The sequence below is a fragment of the Enterococcus sp. AZ177 genome (genome assembly GCF_050544585.1).
GTDB classification, from domain to species: Bacteria; Bacillota; Bacilli; order Lactobacillales; family Enterococcaceae; genus Enterococcus_L; species Enterococcus_L plantarum.
In genome coordinates this window covers 212,612-228,948 of the sequence record NZ_CP172944.1, presented here as the reverse complement: position 1 = coordinate 228,948, position 16,337 = coordinate 212,612, and the positions used below count along the sequence as shown (strand labels likewise).

Genomic DNA, 16,337 nt, shown 5'->3' with positions numbered 1-16,337 from the left:
CTCATTGTTCCTCCATTCGTTGGATAAAATTATGAATAATGGCTGCACCAATCGTTGTCCCAATCGATTCTGGATGAAATTGAAGCCCAAAAATGGGATATATTTGATGTTCAATCGCCATGATTTCTTGATCATCTGTCGCTATTGCTGTCACGATGAATTCTTCTGGTAAAGTTTTCCGATCAATTACGAGTGAGTGATACCGCATCACTAAGCTTTCATTCGAGATTCCCGCAAACAAGCAGCTGCCTTGATCTGCTTTAATAAGCGATTGTTTCCCGTGACGAATTTCTTTGCCAATTACCACCTTAGCGCCAAAGACTTCACCAATCGTTTGATGGCCTAAACAAATACCTAGTAATGGCTTTTGTTGGTAATATTGTAGAATCACTTCTTTTACATAGCCTGTTTCTGCTGGCGTTCCTGGTCCAGGTGAAATCACGATTGCATCTGCTTGTTCTGCTAAGGAAAAAATATCGCCTGAATCGTTTCGAATAATCACTACATCTTGATCTGTTCCAATCAATTGAGCAAGATTATGTGTAAATGAATCATAATTATCAATCAGTAAAATCATTTTTCTACCTCCAAAAGAGCTTTGGCTTTTTGCAACGTTTCTTCATATTCTTTTGTAGGCTCAGAATCATATACAATTCCTGCACCTGCTTGTACATATGCTTTATTTTGGTGAATGACCATCGTTCTTATCGCAATAGCAAAATCAGCTTGATCATTTTTAGACAAGTAGCCGACTGCGCCTGCATAGATGTTTCGTTTGACTGGTTCGAGTTCATAAATACGTTGCATCGCCCGAATTTTGGGTGCACCGCTTACCGTACCAGCAGGTAACGTTGCCTTTAGTGCATCCATCGCAGTCAATTCTTTTTTTAGTTTTCCGGTCACGACTGAAACTAAATGCATGACAAAGCGATACTTTTCAACTGTCATATAGACTGGGACTTCAACAGAACCTATTTCACTAATTTTTCCGATATCGTTGCGACCTAAATCGATCAACATTTGATGCTCCGCACGTTCTTTTTCATCAGTGAGTAGTTCTTGTTCTAGTATCGAATCCTGTTCTACTGTCTGCCCTCGTTTCCGTGTACCAGCAATTGGATTTGTTGTTACGATTTCATTTTTAATACTGACTAAACTTTCTGGAGATGATCCGATTACATATGTTTCGCCAAAATCTAGGAAATACAGATACGTTGATGGATTCGTGACGCGTAATCTGCGGTAATAATCGAAAGGTTCTTCTTCAAAATCAGCCGTTAAACGTTGCGAGGGAACCATTTGAAACATGTCACCTTGCTTGATATAGTTTTTTACTTTGGCGACGACTTGTTCAAAACTTGCTTGGGTAAAGTTGCTTTGGTAGTGTAATTTTTTTAACTGAATCTCTTTTTGTTCTTCTTCACTCGGCGTTTGCAATTCTTTTATTTTTTGATTGATAGCTTCGTTTAATGTTTCTTCCCCTCGTTTTGAGTATGTATCAGCTTCTACTAACACTATTTTTTCGCCTACGTGATCGAAAATCAAATACGAATCGAATAGATAAAAGTGACTATCAGGAATAGTTAATTCATCAAACGGCAGCTTCCCTAAGTCTTCGTAGCAGGCAATCATGTCATAGCCGACATAACCGATCGCCCCACCTTGGAAAGGCAGTTCTTTTACGACTTCTTCGTTTTTCAATACATGTTTTTCCATTTCTTTTAATGGATCTTCTACCGTATTCGTTTGTCCGTCAATCGTTAACTGACCACCAAAACAAGTGATTTCAGAAACCGCATCCCACGCAATGATCGAATAACGACCTTTGCTTTTGTCTCTAGGAATGCTTTCTAAAAGGCATTTGTTTGTTCCTTTGATTCTTAAAAAGGCGGATATTGCGGTTAGATAATCTGCTTGGATTTCTTTGATCAAATGCATTTGATTTCCTCTTTTCTATTTTTTTAGTATTTGATGGGATACAATCGTTTTGGTGATTCACGAGTATGGGAACTTCGCTCGCCAATTACTATCTATTCTCTACTCTGTCAAAACCAATCACAGCGATGAATAGCAAAAAGCCCTCACAAAACAGATATCGATCTGTTTTGTGAGGGCGAATAATAGTATCCACGGTACCACCTCATTGAAAAGTATCTTTCTTTTTAAGTAGCCTTTGGTCGTCAAGTGCTGTTCATCAGCTACCTCCGGCAAGACCAATTGTGGTGATGAATCACAAAAGCCCCCAAACCACAAAAAATCTGTGGTTTGAGGGCGAAAATTCACGGTGCCACCTCAATGTTGAAAGAAATTCTTTCCTCTTATCAGTCGTCTAACAACGACCTTACTCTATAACGGGAGTTCCCGAAAATGCCTACTAACATTCAACATTTCGCTCGAAAGTCCATTCACAACCCATCCCTTACTGATTCGCAGTACCATCAGCTCTCTGAAAAGTTCCAGTGTTGTTACTCCTCTTTCTCAAAGCTTTACTATTGAGGACAATCATATTAGAAATTTCTAATCTTGTCAACTATTTTTTATATAAAAATTGATTTTTTTCTTAATTTTTTGACTGAGTAGCATTTTCTTTAATGATTTCTACAATTGTTTTTGCAGCCAATTCCATCGATTCTAATGTGATAAACTCATATTGACCATGGAAGTTTTCGCCACCTGTAAATAAATTAGGCGTTGGAATGCCCATAAATGAAATCTTTGATCCATCTGTTCCACCACGAAATGGCTGAATATTCGGCTCGATATTTAGATTTTCCATTGCTTTGACAGCAAGATTTACAGGGGTCATGTCTTTTTCGATAATTTCGCCCATATTGTAATACTGATCTAAGAAATCAATTGTTATTCTGTTTTTATCTAATGTCTCGTTTAATTCTTTCACGATTTTTGAGAGGGTTTGCTTTCTTTTTTGAAACAGTTCTTTGTCATGATCGCGAATAATGTAGGTCAGTTCGGCATGATCCAATGTTCCATTAAATTTTGACAATAGATAGAATCCTTCATGTCCACGTGTTTTTTCTGGTACTTCCTCTTTAGGCAATTGTGCGTCAATGTACTCACCAAGTTTGATGGCGTTGACCATTACACCATAGGCTGTACCTGGATGAACGCTCGTTCCTTCAATCGTAATCACTGCTTGTGCTGCATTAAATGTTTCATACTCAAAACAGCCCACTCTGCCACTATCTATGGTATACGCGAATTGAGCGGGAAAATGTTCAGCATCAAAACGGTCTGCTCCGCGTCCGATTTCTTCATCAGGCCCAAATGCAAGGCGAACTTCGCCATGTGCAATTTCAGGATGTGCAAGTAGATACTCAACAGCATCTACTATCTCAACAATCCCAGCCTTATCATCCGCTCCTAATAATGTTGTTCCATCCGTTGTGATCAACGTTTGACCTACATATTCTTTTAAATTGGGGAATTCTTCTGTTTCCATAATAATGCCACGTTTTTCATTCAACACAACATTTTGACCGTTATAATTCGGAAAAATCTTAGGTTGGATGTTTTCAGCATGATAATCTGCTGTATCTAAATGCGCAATGAACCCAATTGTTGGCACATTTTCATTCGTTGTAGCGGGTAAAACTGCCGTCAAAAATCCATTTTCTTCATTGTACTGAATATCAGAAAGGCCTATTTCTACTAAATCTTTTTCAATGATATGCGCAAAATCAATTTGTCCTTGTGTTGTCGGAACGAATTGACTGGCTGCATCAGAGCGTGTGTTGACTTTTACATAACGGATAAATCGTTCTAATAATTGACTCATTTTTTTATTCCTTCTTTCACACAAGTTCATAACGTTATTTAGTCTTCGACATAAGCTGTTCTAAGATTGAAGTAATCACCATATAAGTGATAGCTGATGCCTTTGATTTTGGGATTGATTAGATAATTAGATGCACTTTGATACAGTGGAACTTGAGCTGCATCTTGATCTAATAAAATTTCTTCGGCTTCTTTGTAATCATCAAACTGTTTGTCTGGTACATTGGCGTTGGTTGTCCGTGCATCTGTAATCAGTTTGTCATAGTCAGTGTTTTGATATGAACCATAATTGTAAGCAGACTCTCCCGCATACAAGTTGAAATAAGAATCTAAATCACTGCTACCAGCAATCCAACCAGATAATGACAGTTCATAGTTTTTATCTTTGCGTGTTTGTAAGACATTGTTTTTTGGTTGAGCATTGATTGTGATTTCGATACCTTTTAAGTTTTCTTGTAATTGACTTTGAACATATTCAGATATTTTTTTCCCATTATCATCATCAGAAACTAAAAGAGATAGTTTGATTTTATCGCCTAAATCAGCTTTGGCTTTTTCCCATTCGACTTGTGCTTTTTTCACGTCATAAACTGAATGGTCACCACTGAATTTTCTGAAGTCTTCAGAGGTTTCTGGATTTTTATATAATCCACTTGGAATCAGACCGTTCAATGGTTTTGAGCCATCATTTAGCACGCTTTTTGTTAGAGCATCTTTGTCGATTGCTTGCGCGATCGCTTTTCGTAAATGAAGGTTGTCAGGCGCTGTTCCATCTTTTTTATTGAAATCCAAATAATAATTAGCGACATCCGAATGAGTTACATAACCGGCATCATCACTATATTGTTGAACGTATTGGCCACTGATTCGGACTAAATCTAATTCGTTTGATTGGTATAAATTGATCCCAGTATTCTCTTCTTTGATTGTGTTGACTTTTACTTCTTCTAATTTCACTTTATCCGCATCGTAATATTCAGGATTTTTCTTTAATGTCCAGGTGTCTGATGAAGCATCCCAATCCGTTAAGATAAATGGGCCGCTGTAAATCAAATGCTCGCTGTCTGTTGCATACTCTTTTCCTTGTTTTTCTACATACGCTTGGTTTTGTGGGGCTAACCAGCCAATGGATGCAACTGTCAGAAACGATGGCTGTGCTTGTTCTAATGTCACTTCAAACTCTTTGTCACTTGGGGCAGAAAGACCAATTTCATCAACTGATTTTTCGCCATTACGAATGGCTTTGCTGTTTTTTACGTTATCTAATAAATACGCATTTGGACCTACTGTTGCTGGCGTTACTAGTTTTTTCCATGAATATAAGAAATCTTGTGCTGTGATTGGTTCTCCATTGCTCCAATTGATTCCTTCTTTAAGTGTAAATTTATACGTTAAACCATCTTCGCTGATATCAACTTTCTCTGCTAAACCAGGAATTGGCGTGCTATCATCGTCAAAACGATATAAGCCTTCAAAAAGATGTTGAACGATCGTAAAGGTATTTTTATCCATTGTTTGGGTTGTATCTAAAGTTGAAAGTGGTGCTGGTGAACTGATTTCGATTTTTTGACTTGCTGCGATTGTACCAGCTTCGCTTTTGGTCGTCTCTTTTTTGTCGTTGCCCCCGCATGCTGTTAGTAATAATCCCGTTAATACTGCACTTACGACTAATAATTTTTTCTTCACTTTGTTTCCCCCTTCAGTATCTATATACATTAAGCTACTCCTACCTTGTCTGTGTAGATGTTGGAAAAGTTGAGTATAATGTACCGTTTCTCCCTTTGGTCGCCAAGTACTGTTCATCATCTACTCTGGCGTAACCAGGCGCAGTGATTCATAGCAAAAAAACTCCCATCCTATAAAAAGGACGAGAGTTTTAAACTTTCGCGGTACCACCTTCAATTGACTTACATAGTAAGCCCACTCTTTCAGTACAACCATACTGAGGCGCTATAACAGGCGCACCTGAATTGATCTTAACTTGTTCGATCAATTTGTTCAAAGGCCATTTTCTCTTCCATATTCACTGTCTCTTCCCACCAAACGAGACTCTCTTTGAGTTATCTGAAAAATACTTTCCTTATCTTCACATTTAATTTTAATAGATAATGTATTATATGGATTGTAGCATATAAGGAGAATAAACGTCAATAATTGGTTATATAATTTCCAAGCCATTTGATTACATCTTTTGAAAATTATAAGAGAGCTGGCTTTTTAAAGTTGTCTCACTACTTAGGATATCATCTCTTGCACTATATCGTTGTCATTTCAACCATGAAGAGTATAGGGAAACATTATTAGGATTTTTATTTTTACGTGTTATAAAATAAAGTTCACATTAACTTTGATTATTGATATAATGAGTAGACCATGTTATTTGATTCATTTATGACTAATATTTTAAAAGGTGGAATTTTGAATGTATTGTTCCAATTGTGGCAGTAAAATTAATGAAAAATCAGTACTTTGTCCACATTGTGGAACAATTTTAAAAAAAGAGTTTTTTAGTAGGAATACTGAAATTGGATGGGGGATTCTAGGTTTTTTTGTTCCTGTTGTTGGACTAATTCTTTATTTAATTTGGCTAGAAACTAAACCTAAAATTGCTAAAACAGTTGGGTTGGGTGCGCTTTGCGGTGTGTCTACGATCATTCTATTTTGGATCTTGTATTTCTTATTTTTTGTTCTTCTACTTCTTGTGATATAAAATCATAAACTACATGAATTAATGGTAAAAATAAAAAAGGAGCTTTTAACTATGTACTGTTCAAATTGTGGTAAAGAAATCGACAAAGCAGCTGTAGTATGCCCACACTGTGGTGTGCCAACGGAAAATGCGAATAAAGATGTCGATAACGGTGGTTTTTTGTGGGGACTACTAGGTTGTTGTATTCCGATAGTAGGTTTAATTTTATTTTTAGTTTGGAAAGATGACAAGCCAAAAACAGCGAAAGCTGCAGGAATTGGTGCTTTAGTAAGTGTTGGATGTGTTGTATTTTTTTATGTTTTACTTTTCATCATAGGTATGTATGGAGCGTCGTTAAGTTCTGGATACTAATTGGTTAGCTAGGATCTTTGGTTGTCATTGTCTTCCAAATAGATCATTTTATTTTCGGCAAAAACAGTTTCCAATATGCGCTAGATGTACTGGAGAATTAATTGGTATTTTAGTTGGTATTATCAGTTTTCCATTTGTACATTTTTCTATTTTATTTTTAATTCTTTTGCTATTACCATTAATTTTTGATGGTTTTTTGCAATTACTAACTACCTATGAAAGCAAAAATGTACGGCGTTGCATTACAGGTATATTGTTTGGTTATGCCTTTTCACAATTAATCATAATGTCGATGGTTTATGTCTATTTATTGGGCTACAATCATGCACGTTAAATGAAACAATCTTGTCCTAAGGGCGTGGGACAAACACTCATGAGGGCTACCGCCCTCATGAGTGTTTGTCTCAGCCTCTTTTTCATGTCCTCAACTGTAATGATTGTGTAGAAGGTTGATAGAGCATATTCCTATCAATCTAACGAGTCCCTTACTTGTTTAAACTGACTTGAACCAAAAAAAAGCATCTCCCATACTCAATTTTATCTTCCTTAGGGTACTAGAAAATCGAGTATCATGTAGATGCTTTTTTTATTTTCCTTGATTTATTTCAACGCTTTTTGTACATCTTCAATCATTAGGTGTGTAGACTCTAATCCTCCACCACTTAGGTACCAAACGTCAGGTTGTAAAGAAATTACTTTGCCATTTTTACCAGCATTTGTTTGTTTAACTAGTTCATTGTTTTCTACGTTATCGTTTGTATCGTCGCCACCAATTGCTTTCGTGCGGTCAACTACAAACAAGATATCCGGATTTTTTTCTAATACATATTCATATGAAACACTTTGACCATGTGTTGAAGCTTCGATATTGTCGTCTGCTTGTTTAAAGCCAAAAGTATCATGGACGATACCGAAACGAGAACCTTTACCATAAGCAGAAAGTTGTCCTTCATTTACTAAAACAACGAGCGCTTTTTCATCACTTGCTTGTGCTTTTTCTTTAACATCTGCAATTTCTTTTTCTAAATCAGCAATCTTTGTTTTTGCTTCGTCTTGCTTGTCGAAAATTTCAGCTAATGTTTCGATATTATTCTTCGTAGAGTTCCACGTATCTTTGGCATCAACTGCAAGATAAATGGTTGGCGCAATTTTGCTCAACTTATCTTGGAAATCTTTTTGACGACCAGAGATAATGATCATGTCTGGTTTTAGTTGATTGATTTTTTCTAAATCCGGTTCTTTGATTCCACCTGCAGATTCTACTTTGTTGTAGCTGTCTAAATATTTAGGTAAGTTTTTGGTTGGCGCACCAACAACTGCGTCCCCCGCCCCTAGTGCGTCGATCGTATCTAGTGATCCATTGTCGAAAACAACCACTTTTTTAGGATTTTTGGGTACTTCTACTGAACCATTTGAATCGTTTACTGTGATTGTTGTTGCTTCTGAACTTGATTCTTTCGAAGCTGAACCGTCTGTTGTTTTTTTATCATTGTTGTTACATGCTCCTAAAGTAAGAAGTGCGATCATTGATACAGTTGCAATTGCTAAGAATTTCTTTTTCATTTTATTTCCCCCAGTTTAAATACTGTTTTTAAATTTTTTCTACCGTAGATTAATGTGTTTGTTCTGTTTTTCTTATGATCTAGCCACACACATGTTAGCCTTCTCAGCAATAACGAATAAAAATAAATTGATCTAGAAAAATACCTACTGCACATCGTTGCGATTTCATCAATTTCTAAGTATCAAAGACACTAAGAATTGAAGGACTTAGTTGTTCGAAATTTAAAGGGTTCGTTCCACTGTTCTAATTAAAGTACATACAAAATCTTTTTCCTTCGATCTCACAAATTCGGATAGTCATATCGTATAGTTTGTTCAAAACTTCTGATTGGATAATGTCATCTGTACTACCATGAGTAAATAGGCGACCGTCTTTCATTGCTACGATCTCATCTGCATAGCTCGCTGCAAAATTAATGTCGTGAAGCACAATAATGACTGTTTTCCCAAATTCATCTACCAAACGGCGTAAGGTCTGCATCATTTGGACCGCAAAATTCATATCTAGATTATTCAACGGTTCATCCAGCAAAATATAATCTGTATCTTGTGCTAAAACCATCGCAATATAGACTCGCTGTAATTGACCACCTGACAATGTATCGATCAATTCATCTGCCAAATCCAGCAACCCAAGATTTGCCATTGCCTCTTCAACTTTTTCATGGTCTTCTTTTTTCAAACGCCCTTTACTATAAGGAAAACGACCGAAATTAACTAGCTCTCGAACGGTAATTTTCAGATTGATGCCATTCGTTTGTTTTAAAATTGATAGCTTTTTAGATAATTCACTTTGTTTCCACGTTTTTACTTCATTGTGATCTAAATAAATCTCACCGGTATCTTTGGGAATTAAACGACTCATCATCGAAAGCAGCGTACTTTTCCCTGCCCCATTTGGACCAATAAATGCTGTTAATTTTTGCTCCGTAATCGGCAATTGAACTTCTGACACAACAATCTTTTCACCATATCTCTTTGACACATTTTTGATTTCGATCATCTGCGCTGCTTCCTTTCACTAATAATTTTTCCGACAAAATAGACACCGCCGCCAAATTCAATCACAATGCTTAACGTCGTATTCAACTGAAACACTTGCTCTACAAGAAATTGGCCGAACACCAATAATAAGATTGACAATAAACTACCGCCTAAGAATAATTCACGATGTCGATAGGTACCCATGAGCTGATAACTCATATTTGCTACAATAAATCCAAGAAATGTGACAGGTCCAACCAACGCTGTCGAAAGCCCGATCAACCCACTAATGACCGTCAACAAGATAAACTGGAACCTCGGAACATTGATTCCTAAACTAGTTGCTTGCTCATTTCCCAAATGCAAGACATCTAGCGCATGACTTTTTAGCCATAAGAAACCTACCAAGAACGTGATCAAAATACCCGCTATTAGTAAATGCTGACTATTCACATTTCCAAAACTGGCAAATAATTTACCTTGTAGTAAATCATATTCATTTGGGTCCATCACCACTTGCAAAAATGTACTAATGCTATTGAAAAAGGTTCCTAAAATAATCCCAATCATCAATAATAAAAATAGATCATTCCCACCTTTGTTCAATAAAAAACGAGACAACATGATACTAGCACTCACCATCAACAAAACATTCAAAAGAAACGTAGCGATTGTTTCATTGCCCAAAAGCTGTTGTCCACCTAAAAAGAAAAACAATAAGGTCTGAATAAAAACGTATAATGAATCTAACCCTAAAATATTTGGTGTTAGAAAGTGATTCTGTGTCATCGTCTGAAAACTGATCGTTGAAAATGTGGCTGCGATCCCGACAAAAACAAAAGCCAGTAATTTTTTCCCTCTCAACTCTAAAGCAAAGGCCCAATTTCCATATGTTTTATAAGACAAATACAATACACAAACCGCAATAACGGCAAACAACAATAACAGGATTTTCACCGCTGATGACTGGAAGATTTTTTTCATGCTGTTTTCCTCCTCATCAATAATGCGATAAAGATAAAGCTGCCTAAAACACCGACAACCACACTAACTGGGATTTCATACGGTGCAATCACGACACGTGCTAAAATATCACACGCCAATAAAAAAATACTTCCGCCAATCGCTGTGATTGCCAGTGTATTTTTCATATGATCGCCATACCGCATCGACACTAGATTAGGTACGATCACACCGAGAAAGGGAATATTTCCAACCATGATCAAGACCACTGCACTGGATAAAGCTACGATACCTAACCCAAATAACTGAATCCGTTGATAATTCAATCCCAGATTCGTCGCCATATCTTCACCCATCCCGACTACCGTAAAACGATACGCAAAAAGATACGTAATGATCAATAACGGAATCGTTAGATAAAGCAGTTCGTAATTGCCTTTCATCACTGTGGAAAAATTCCCCTGTAACCAAGAAGACATATTTTGAACGAGCTGAAATTGATATGCAAAAAACGTTGCCACCGAACCAATGATATTTCCAAACATCACGCCGATCAGTGGAATCATCACTTGATTTTTTGCAGGTAAAAAGCGTGTTAAAAAAATAAAAATCAATGTGCCGCCAAAAGCAAACAAGAAGGCAATAAACGATCGAAATAATAACGGTGCACTCGGAAAAAGGATCATGACGACTAAAATCCCTAGACGAGCACTATCCATCGTGCCTGCAGTACTTGGCGAAACAAATTTATTCTGTGTTAAATGCTGCATGATCAAACCTGAAATACTGATCGTACTTCCAGCAATCACCAAACTGATCGTTCGAGGCAGCCGCGTTGTTAACAATACTAATTGTTGCTGTGAATCCCATTGAAATAGTTGTGTCAGAGAGATATCTTTCACTCCGACAAAAATTGATAATACAATCAAAAGGAGTAAGAGAACAAATAGGCCTATTTTTTTCATATACTTGCTCCATTTTTCTAATTGAGAATGATTTTCATTCTTACTTATTAGTCTATGCGAAATGAGTAAGAAAAGCAATACCTTTTTAGCTTTTATTCCTTCTCAATTAGAGCCAAACATCAATTTTATTCAGGTGTTTCTCTCTTGTTCTATGCTATAATTTGAAGTAAGACTATATGGAAGTAGGTACGATAATTAATGGCACAAGATGACTTACAGAAACATTTAGACAATGCAATGTATGGCACCCCGCTACTAAAACCAGAAGAACAGCGAAAATATATGGGCACCTTTCGCGAAAGATGTTACCTAACAATGACGATTGCACAGATGAAAAACACAGCGGATAAAGCAAATTTCTTAAAAGAACTGACACAACACCCTGACGCTAAGGTTCTTTTGAATGGGGCAATGGCAAGTGATCTGCAATCTCGCTATATTAAATTGATCAATGAGCGAAACATAAAATTTACCGTAGTAAATGATTTTGTTGAAAATACTCCCGAATCTTTTGGATTAGTTTTAACTGCAAAAGAAGCGGTAAATGAGGAAACAATCGATATTGAGGAAAAATATCCGAACCAAACGGATACACCTATCAAAACAGAAGAGTCTAAAAAGGGATTCTGGCATAAACTTTTTCATTAGGAGAAAGGGAACCAAGTAGGTACCTTGCAGTGTCAAGTTATAGAGTTATCCCCTTCATTCGTATTTCTCGATCATTCGTTTGGATAACTAAAAAGCAGCAAAGAAAACAGATTGCTTTCTTTGCTGCTTTTTTATGATTTGCTTTCTAAAATACTTCTGGGTACAACATCTTCAATACATCCATCGTCAAATGACGTCCTTTACCGGTATGTGGATAGGCATGCATATGCATAGCTGGATTAAAGTTTGCTTCTATAATTCCGTAAGTGCGACTATTCTTTATTCCTTTGACCGATTTATCAGGAACGATCAAGTCGATCCCGCAGATTTTTGCGCCTAAAGCTTGAACTGCTTCAATTGCAATCTGCTTGTAGCTATCATCAAAATCATCCGTTACATCGATTGAATCACCGCCAGTACTGATATTGGAATTTTCTCGTAAATAAACGATTTGATCTTTTTCCGGTACAGAAGTTGTTAAGAGATTCTGCTCTTTTAACATTAATCGTTCAACATCACCTAACTGAATCAGTTCCAAAGGTGAGCGATGGTGTGTTCCTCTCAATGGATCAAGATTCTTTTCTGCTACTAATGCTTCAACTGAGCGAATTCCATCACCAACTACATTTGCTGGCACACGTAACATAATGGCACGCACTTGATCATCCAACACAAAGAAGCGGTATTCCGTCCCTGGTAGAAATTCTTCGACCAATACGGCCGAATCTTCTTTGAATGCTAATTTCAAGGCTTCTGTATAATCAGCTAACGAGGCTCCTTCTTTAAAAATCGTAATGCCTAAACCATAATTTGTTGTTTTTGGTTTGATTACAAATGCTTTTTCTGAATATTTTATATACGCCTGTTCTGCTTGTTCGATCGTATCAAATTCATCGCCACCTGGCACTGTAAAGCCAGCTTCTGCCAATACTTTTTTCGTAACCGTCTTATTTTCCATGATCAACGGCACGATATAGTTATCTTTACTTGTCATATTTGCATTTTTAACATATTCGATATGGTCATTATGTTTAAGTTTTAAAAATTGTTCGGCTTCATCTAATACTTCAACTTCTACACCTTTTTGAATAGCATCAAATAAAAATAACTGTGTAGAGAGCTCCATATTTCTAAAACCAGCTAATTGATATGGATGTTCAAACGCCATCCCATGATACTCTTTTCCAAAAATGATCCCTAGTTCTTGGTTCGAGTTGCTTTCAATAATTGTCCACATTTTGCCAGCAATCGTTAAATCAGGTGTTCTTAATTGGGTGCGATGAATCTCTAACAATTTTTTAGCTCTAAACAGACCTAAAGCTTCGATCATTTCATCCATTTCAGCAAAAATTCGATCGCCTTCTGCTAAAAGTTTTACTTGTGCAAACGGATGACCTAACGCTACTTGTTCATTCAAGAAATCCCCAGTTGCTACCCAATCATTCGGAGCTTCTTTTTCATCTGTCCATACTAAATACAACATAAACAAATGAATAAATTCAAGTGACTCTTCGTCCACACCTAATGGCGCAAATGGGTTTAAATCTAGATTTCTAAGTTCGATGTAGCGAACGCCAGTTTTAGGTAAATCAGCCATTTGCTTACCACCACGTAATCGAACCGCTGAATAAAATTCCTTTTCTTCTGATAATATGCCATTTTCAACCATCCGATGAATGTCGTTGATGTAATGTTGCAATGATTCATAAGATACTTTGACATTTTCATTATTTTTGTAGCCAAATGCACTATTACGTAAACTTCTGACGGGTCCATTTGGTCGCTCTTCACGTTCAGTAAAGTAACCAACCTCACTGACAGGTGAAGCACCAAATAAATAGGTGATCAACCAACGGTAACGCAAATAATTACGTGAGACTTTCATATATAAAATATTTTTGAATTCTTCGATCGTTTCATACTCAGTTTGTGCTGAAAACAGCTGTTTGACCAACTCAATATCATACTCAAAGTTAAAATGAATACCGCTGACCATTTGCTTACGTTTCCCATATTCTCTTGCCAAATAACGACGATACAGAATTCCATCATACTGCTCGAGTTTAGCAATTTTTATATCTTCATCTTTTGGTGGTAGTTTGGGCGGCATACTTAACGGCCAAAGCATCTCATGTTTATTCATTGAGCGTATCGCCACGTCATGAATCGCTGCAAGATAGCGCATCATCCCATTAATAGAATTCGCTACAGGTGTAATCAATTCCATTTGTGTTTCGCTAAAATCAGTTTGAATGTACGGATGATATGTTCTATTTCCTAAAACTTCTGGATGATCCGTCATTGCTAGTTGACCATCAAACGTCGTGCGTTGGCTTTCTTTTTCTAATCCAAATCGTGCAGCCATGACATATGGGCGTGCACTTTTTTGCTGTAACAACTCTCTAAATTTCATACTGTCGCCTTTCTTCCCCGTTATTATTCCATTACTCATCATTATATAGAAAAAGAGAAGCAAAAAGAATATTTTAGCTTAAAAATTGTCTAAAAAAAAATAAACTTACTGAATTGGTAAAAAAATAGGTCTTTTTATATTTTTTTATTCACTGAAATATACTCTTTCAAGTCATTCGACTTCATTGTATACTAAAAAGAAAAAATAATTTTAAAGCAGAGGAGTTATAATGGCTAATAAAGCTTTGATTGTTATCGATCTTCAAAATGGTTTAGAAAATACTGGATCTGGGTTGTTTCGACTGACAGATACCCTGAATGGTGTAAACGAACGTATTACAGACTACCGAAATAAGCACCGACCAATTCTATTTATCCAGCATGAAGATACCGATTTAGTTGTCGATAGTAACAACTGGAAATTATTTGAGCAACTTGATGCCAGAGCAGAAGACTTCTATATCGGAAAAACTCATGCCAATTCTTTCTTCCAAACAAAGCTAAAAAAATGCTTAGATGAGCTTTCTGTTACTGAGCTTGAATTTTGTGGCGCTCAAACAGAATATTGTGTTGATACGACGATTCGTATGGCTCACGGCTTAGGGTATACTTGTTTCATGAAACGAGGCCTTAGCACCACATTAAACAATGAATTATTAGGAGCCCAAACAATTATCCAGCATCATGAAAAACTCTGGGACAACCGTTTTCTAACGTTTATTTGATTAAAAAGATACGATATCTCTACTTTCTCTTATTTTACCACATTCAGCGACTAAAAATTAACATTATCTCATGGTATCCTCTAGTCATTCATGATAGTATAACTAGGGGATATTTGTTGAACTATTTTTCTTTTGCTCTTATTATTCGTTCAATGAAGAAATATCCGACATTCTTTGACATTGGAGGAACGTTTTACATGAAATTTTCAAAAAGACAAATCCAAGATACGTTGTATGTAACGATTGGTTCTTTTATTTTAGCGGTATCGATCAATTCGATTTTATTACCAAATAAAATCGTAGCAGGAGGCGCAAATGGGATCAGCGTGGTAATCAATTATTTATTTGGGATCAATCCCGCATTGATTTTATATGCTATCAACTTGCCTTTATTACTTCTTTGCTTTTTATTTTTAGGAAAAGAAGTTGGGATCAAAACGATTTATGGCAGTTTGATTTACCCATTTTTTGTAGGGATCACGACTCATTTGCCCGTCCTTACGCACAATATTTTTCTCGCAACGATCTTCGGTGGTATTTTAACCGGGATTGGGCTAGGGCTTGAATTTAGAGGGAATGCTTCCACTGGTGGGACTGCGATCATTTCACAAATGGTGAATAAGTACTTTAAAATTTCATTAGGTGTTTCGATTTTATTCGTAGATGGTTTAGTGATTTTATCCGCGCTCTTTGTTTTCAATACTGATACAGTACTCTTCTCACTTATTTGTTTATACCTTATTGGGAGAGTGGTGGACATGGTCCAAGTTGGCTTCGTTCGTTCGAAAAATGTCATGATCATTTCACCGAAATATACGGAAATCAAAGAAAAAATCTTAGTCGATATGGACAAAGGCTTAACGATGGTTCCAATTGAAGGGGGTTATCAAAAAAATCCAAGCATGTTGATGATGACAGTCATTAGTGAAAAAGACTTTGCTAAGATCAAAGAGAACGTTCTGGCAATTGATGAAGAAGCCTTTATTGTTTCGATGAATGCCAGTGAAGTTTTTGGTAAAGGATTTAGTTTAAAGAAAATCGCAGAAGACTATGGGATTGAGACAAATAATTTGTAAGCAGAAAAGCGGGATGAACCGTTTAGACCTCGAACAAATTAGGAAACTACTGGAAAGATGCTCTTTATCTTTTCATTAGTTTATCTATTTGTTGAGAGGTCTGGTTCATATCGCTAGATCAAAAAAAAGCGGGATGAACCGTTTA

15 protein-coding genes and 2 other annotated features are annotated in these 16,337 nt (G+C 36.6%); of the genes, 6 read left to right on the top strand and 9 right to left on the bottom strand.

Features of this window, described 5'->3' with window-relative positions; translation table 11 throughout:
- Window position 1: 1 nt before the first annotated feature.
- The 4 genes from IGJ34_RS01060 to IGJ34_RS01045 form a co-directional block, all read right to left on the bottom strand.
- The gene (locus IGJ34_RS01060) at window positions 2-577 is read right to left on the bottom strand and encodes an anthranilate synthase component II (RefSeq protein ID WP_111247160.1); all 576 of its coding nucleotides are present in this window, start codon (window positions 575-577) and stop codon (window positions 2-4) included.
- Window positions 574-1,938: an anthranilate synthase component I gene (gene trpE, locus IGJ34_RS01055; protein WP_430597918.1), complete on the bottom strand. Its 1,365-nt coding sequence runs from the start codon at window positions 1,936-1,938 to the stop codon at window positions 574-576. The genes IGJ34_RS01060 and trpE overlap by 4 nt, the downstream gene beginning before the upstream one ends.
- Before the next feature lie 326 nt (window positions 1,939-2,264).
- Window positions 2,265-2,491 (bottom strand) — a binding site (T-box leader).
- A gap of 69 nt (window positions 2,492-2,560) precedes the next feature.
- Window positions 2,561-3,796 carry a peptidase T gene (gene pepT / locus IGJ34_RS01050; RefSeq protein ID WP_430597917.1) on the bottom strand — a complete coding sequence of 412 codons (1,236 nt, stop codon included), beginning with the start codon at window positions 3,794-3,796 and terminating at the stop codon, window positions 2,561-2,563.
- Window positions 3,797-3,834: 38 nt separating this feature from the next.
- A complete protein-coding gene (locus IGJ34_RS01045) occupies window positions 3,835-5,511 on the bottom strand; it encodes a peptide ABC transporter substrate-binding protein (protein ID WP_430597916.1) in 1,677 nt (558 codons plus the stop codon).
- 144 nt (window positions 5,512-5,655) lie between these two features.
- Window positions 5,656-5,891 (bottom strand) — a binding site (T-box leader).
- Window positions 5,892-6,217: 326 nt separating this feature from the next.
- Here IGJ34_RS01045 and IGJ34_RS01040 point away from each other — a divergent pair.
- From IGJ34_RS01040 to IGJ34_RS01030, 3 genes are read left to right on the top strand one after another with little or no spacing between them, the layout of a single operon-like run.
- The gene (locus IGJ34_RS01040; RefSeq protein WP_430597915.1) at window positions 6,218-6,505 is read left to right on the top strand and encodes a zinc-ribbon domain-containing protein; all 288 of its coding nucleotides are present in this window, start codon (window positions 6,218-6,220) and stop codon (window positions 6,503-6,505) included.
- Between the two features lie 51 nt (window positions 6,506-6,556).
- A complete protein-coding gene (locus IGJ34_RS01035) occupies window positions 6,557-6,856 on the top strand; it encodes a zinc ribbon domain-containing protein (RefSeq protein WP_069654161.1) in 300 nt (99 codons plus the stop codon).
- On the top strand, window positions 6,846-7,190 hold the full coding sequence (locus IGJ34_RS01030; protein WP_083241771.1) for a DUF2085 domain-containing protein: 345 nt from the start codon (window positions 6,846-6,848) through the stop codon (window positions 7,188-7,190). Before IGJ34_RS01035 ends, IGJ34_RS01030 begins: the two co-directional genes overlap by 11 nt.
- A 266-nt stretch (window positions 7,191-7,456) precedes the next feature.
- On the opposite strand, the gene IGJ34_RS01025 is transcribed toward IGJ34_RS01030, so the two are convergent.
- From IGJ34_RS01025 to IGJ34_RS01010, 4 genes are all read right to left on the bottom strand, one after another.
- On the bottom strand, window positions 7,457-8,419 hold the full coding sequence (locus IGJ34_RS01025) for a siderophore ABC transporter substrate-binding protein (RefSeq protein WP_430597914.1): 963 nt from the start codon (window positions 8,417-8,419) through the stop codon (window positions 7,457-7,459).
- Between the two features lie 244 nt (window positions 8,420-8,663).
- Entirely contained in the window at window positions 8,664-9,422 is a 759-nt protein-coding gene (locus IGJ34_RS01020) for an ABC transporter ATP-binding protein (protein WP_069654163.1), read from the bottom strand.
- Window positions 9,419-10,387, bottom strand: a complete 969-nt coding sequence (locus IGJ34_RS01015) for an iron chelate uptake ABC transporter family permease subunit (protein WP_069654164.1) — start codon at window positions 10,385-10,387, stop codon at window positions 9,419-9,421. The genes IGJ34_RS01020 and IGJ34_RS01015 overlap by 4 nt, the downstream gene beginning before the upstream one ends.
- Window positions 10,384-11,331 (bottom strand): ABC transporter permease, encoded by a 948-nt coding sequence (locus IGJ34_RS01010; protein WP_111247152.1) that lies wholly within the window; start codon window positions 11,329-11,331, stop codon window positions 10,384-10,386. Before IGJ34_RS01010 ends, IGJ34_RS01015 begins: the two co-directional genes overlap by 4 nt.
- Window positions 11,332-11,529: 198 nt before the next feature.
- On the opposite strand from IGJ34_RS01010, the gene IGJ34_RS01005 reads away from it, so the two are divergent.
- Complete coding sequence (locus IGJ34_RS01005; RefSeq protein WP_430597913.1) at window positions 11,530-11,979, top strand: YueI family protein; 450 nt, start codon at window positions 11,530-11,532, stop codon at window positions 11,977-11,979.
- A gap of 145 nt (window positions 11,980-12,124) precedes the next feature.
- On the opposite strand, the gene gshAB is transcribed toward IGJ34_RS01005, so the two are convergent.
- Complete coding sequence (gshAB, locus tag IGJ34_RS01000; RefSeq protein WP_069654167.1) at window positions 12,125-14,392, bottom strand: bifunctional glutamate--cysteine ligase GshA/glutathione synthetase GshB; 2,268 nt, start codon at window positions 14,390-14,392, stop codon at window positions 12,125-12,127.
- Between the two features lie 229 nt (window positions 14,393-14,621).
- On the opposite strand from gshAB, the gene IGJ34_RS00995 reads away from it, so the two are divergent.
- Window positions 14,622-15,116, top strand: coding sequence for a cysteine hydrolase family protein (locus IGJ34_RS00995; RefSeq protein WP_430597912.1), 495 nt, complete (start codon window positions 14,622-14,624; stop codon window positions 15,114-15,116).
- A gap of 197 nt (window positions 15,117-15,313) precedes the next feature.
- The gene (locus tag IGJ34_RS00990) at window positions 15,314-16,192 is read left to right on the top strand and encodes a YitT family protein (protein ID WP_069654169.1); all 879 of its coding nucleotides are present in this window, start codon (window positions 15,314-15,316) and stop codon (window positions 16,190-16,192) included.
- Window positions 16,193-16,337 lie beyond the last annotated feature (145 nt).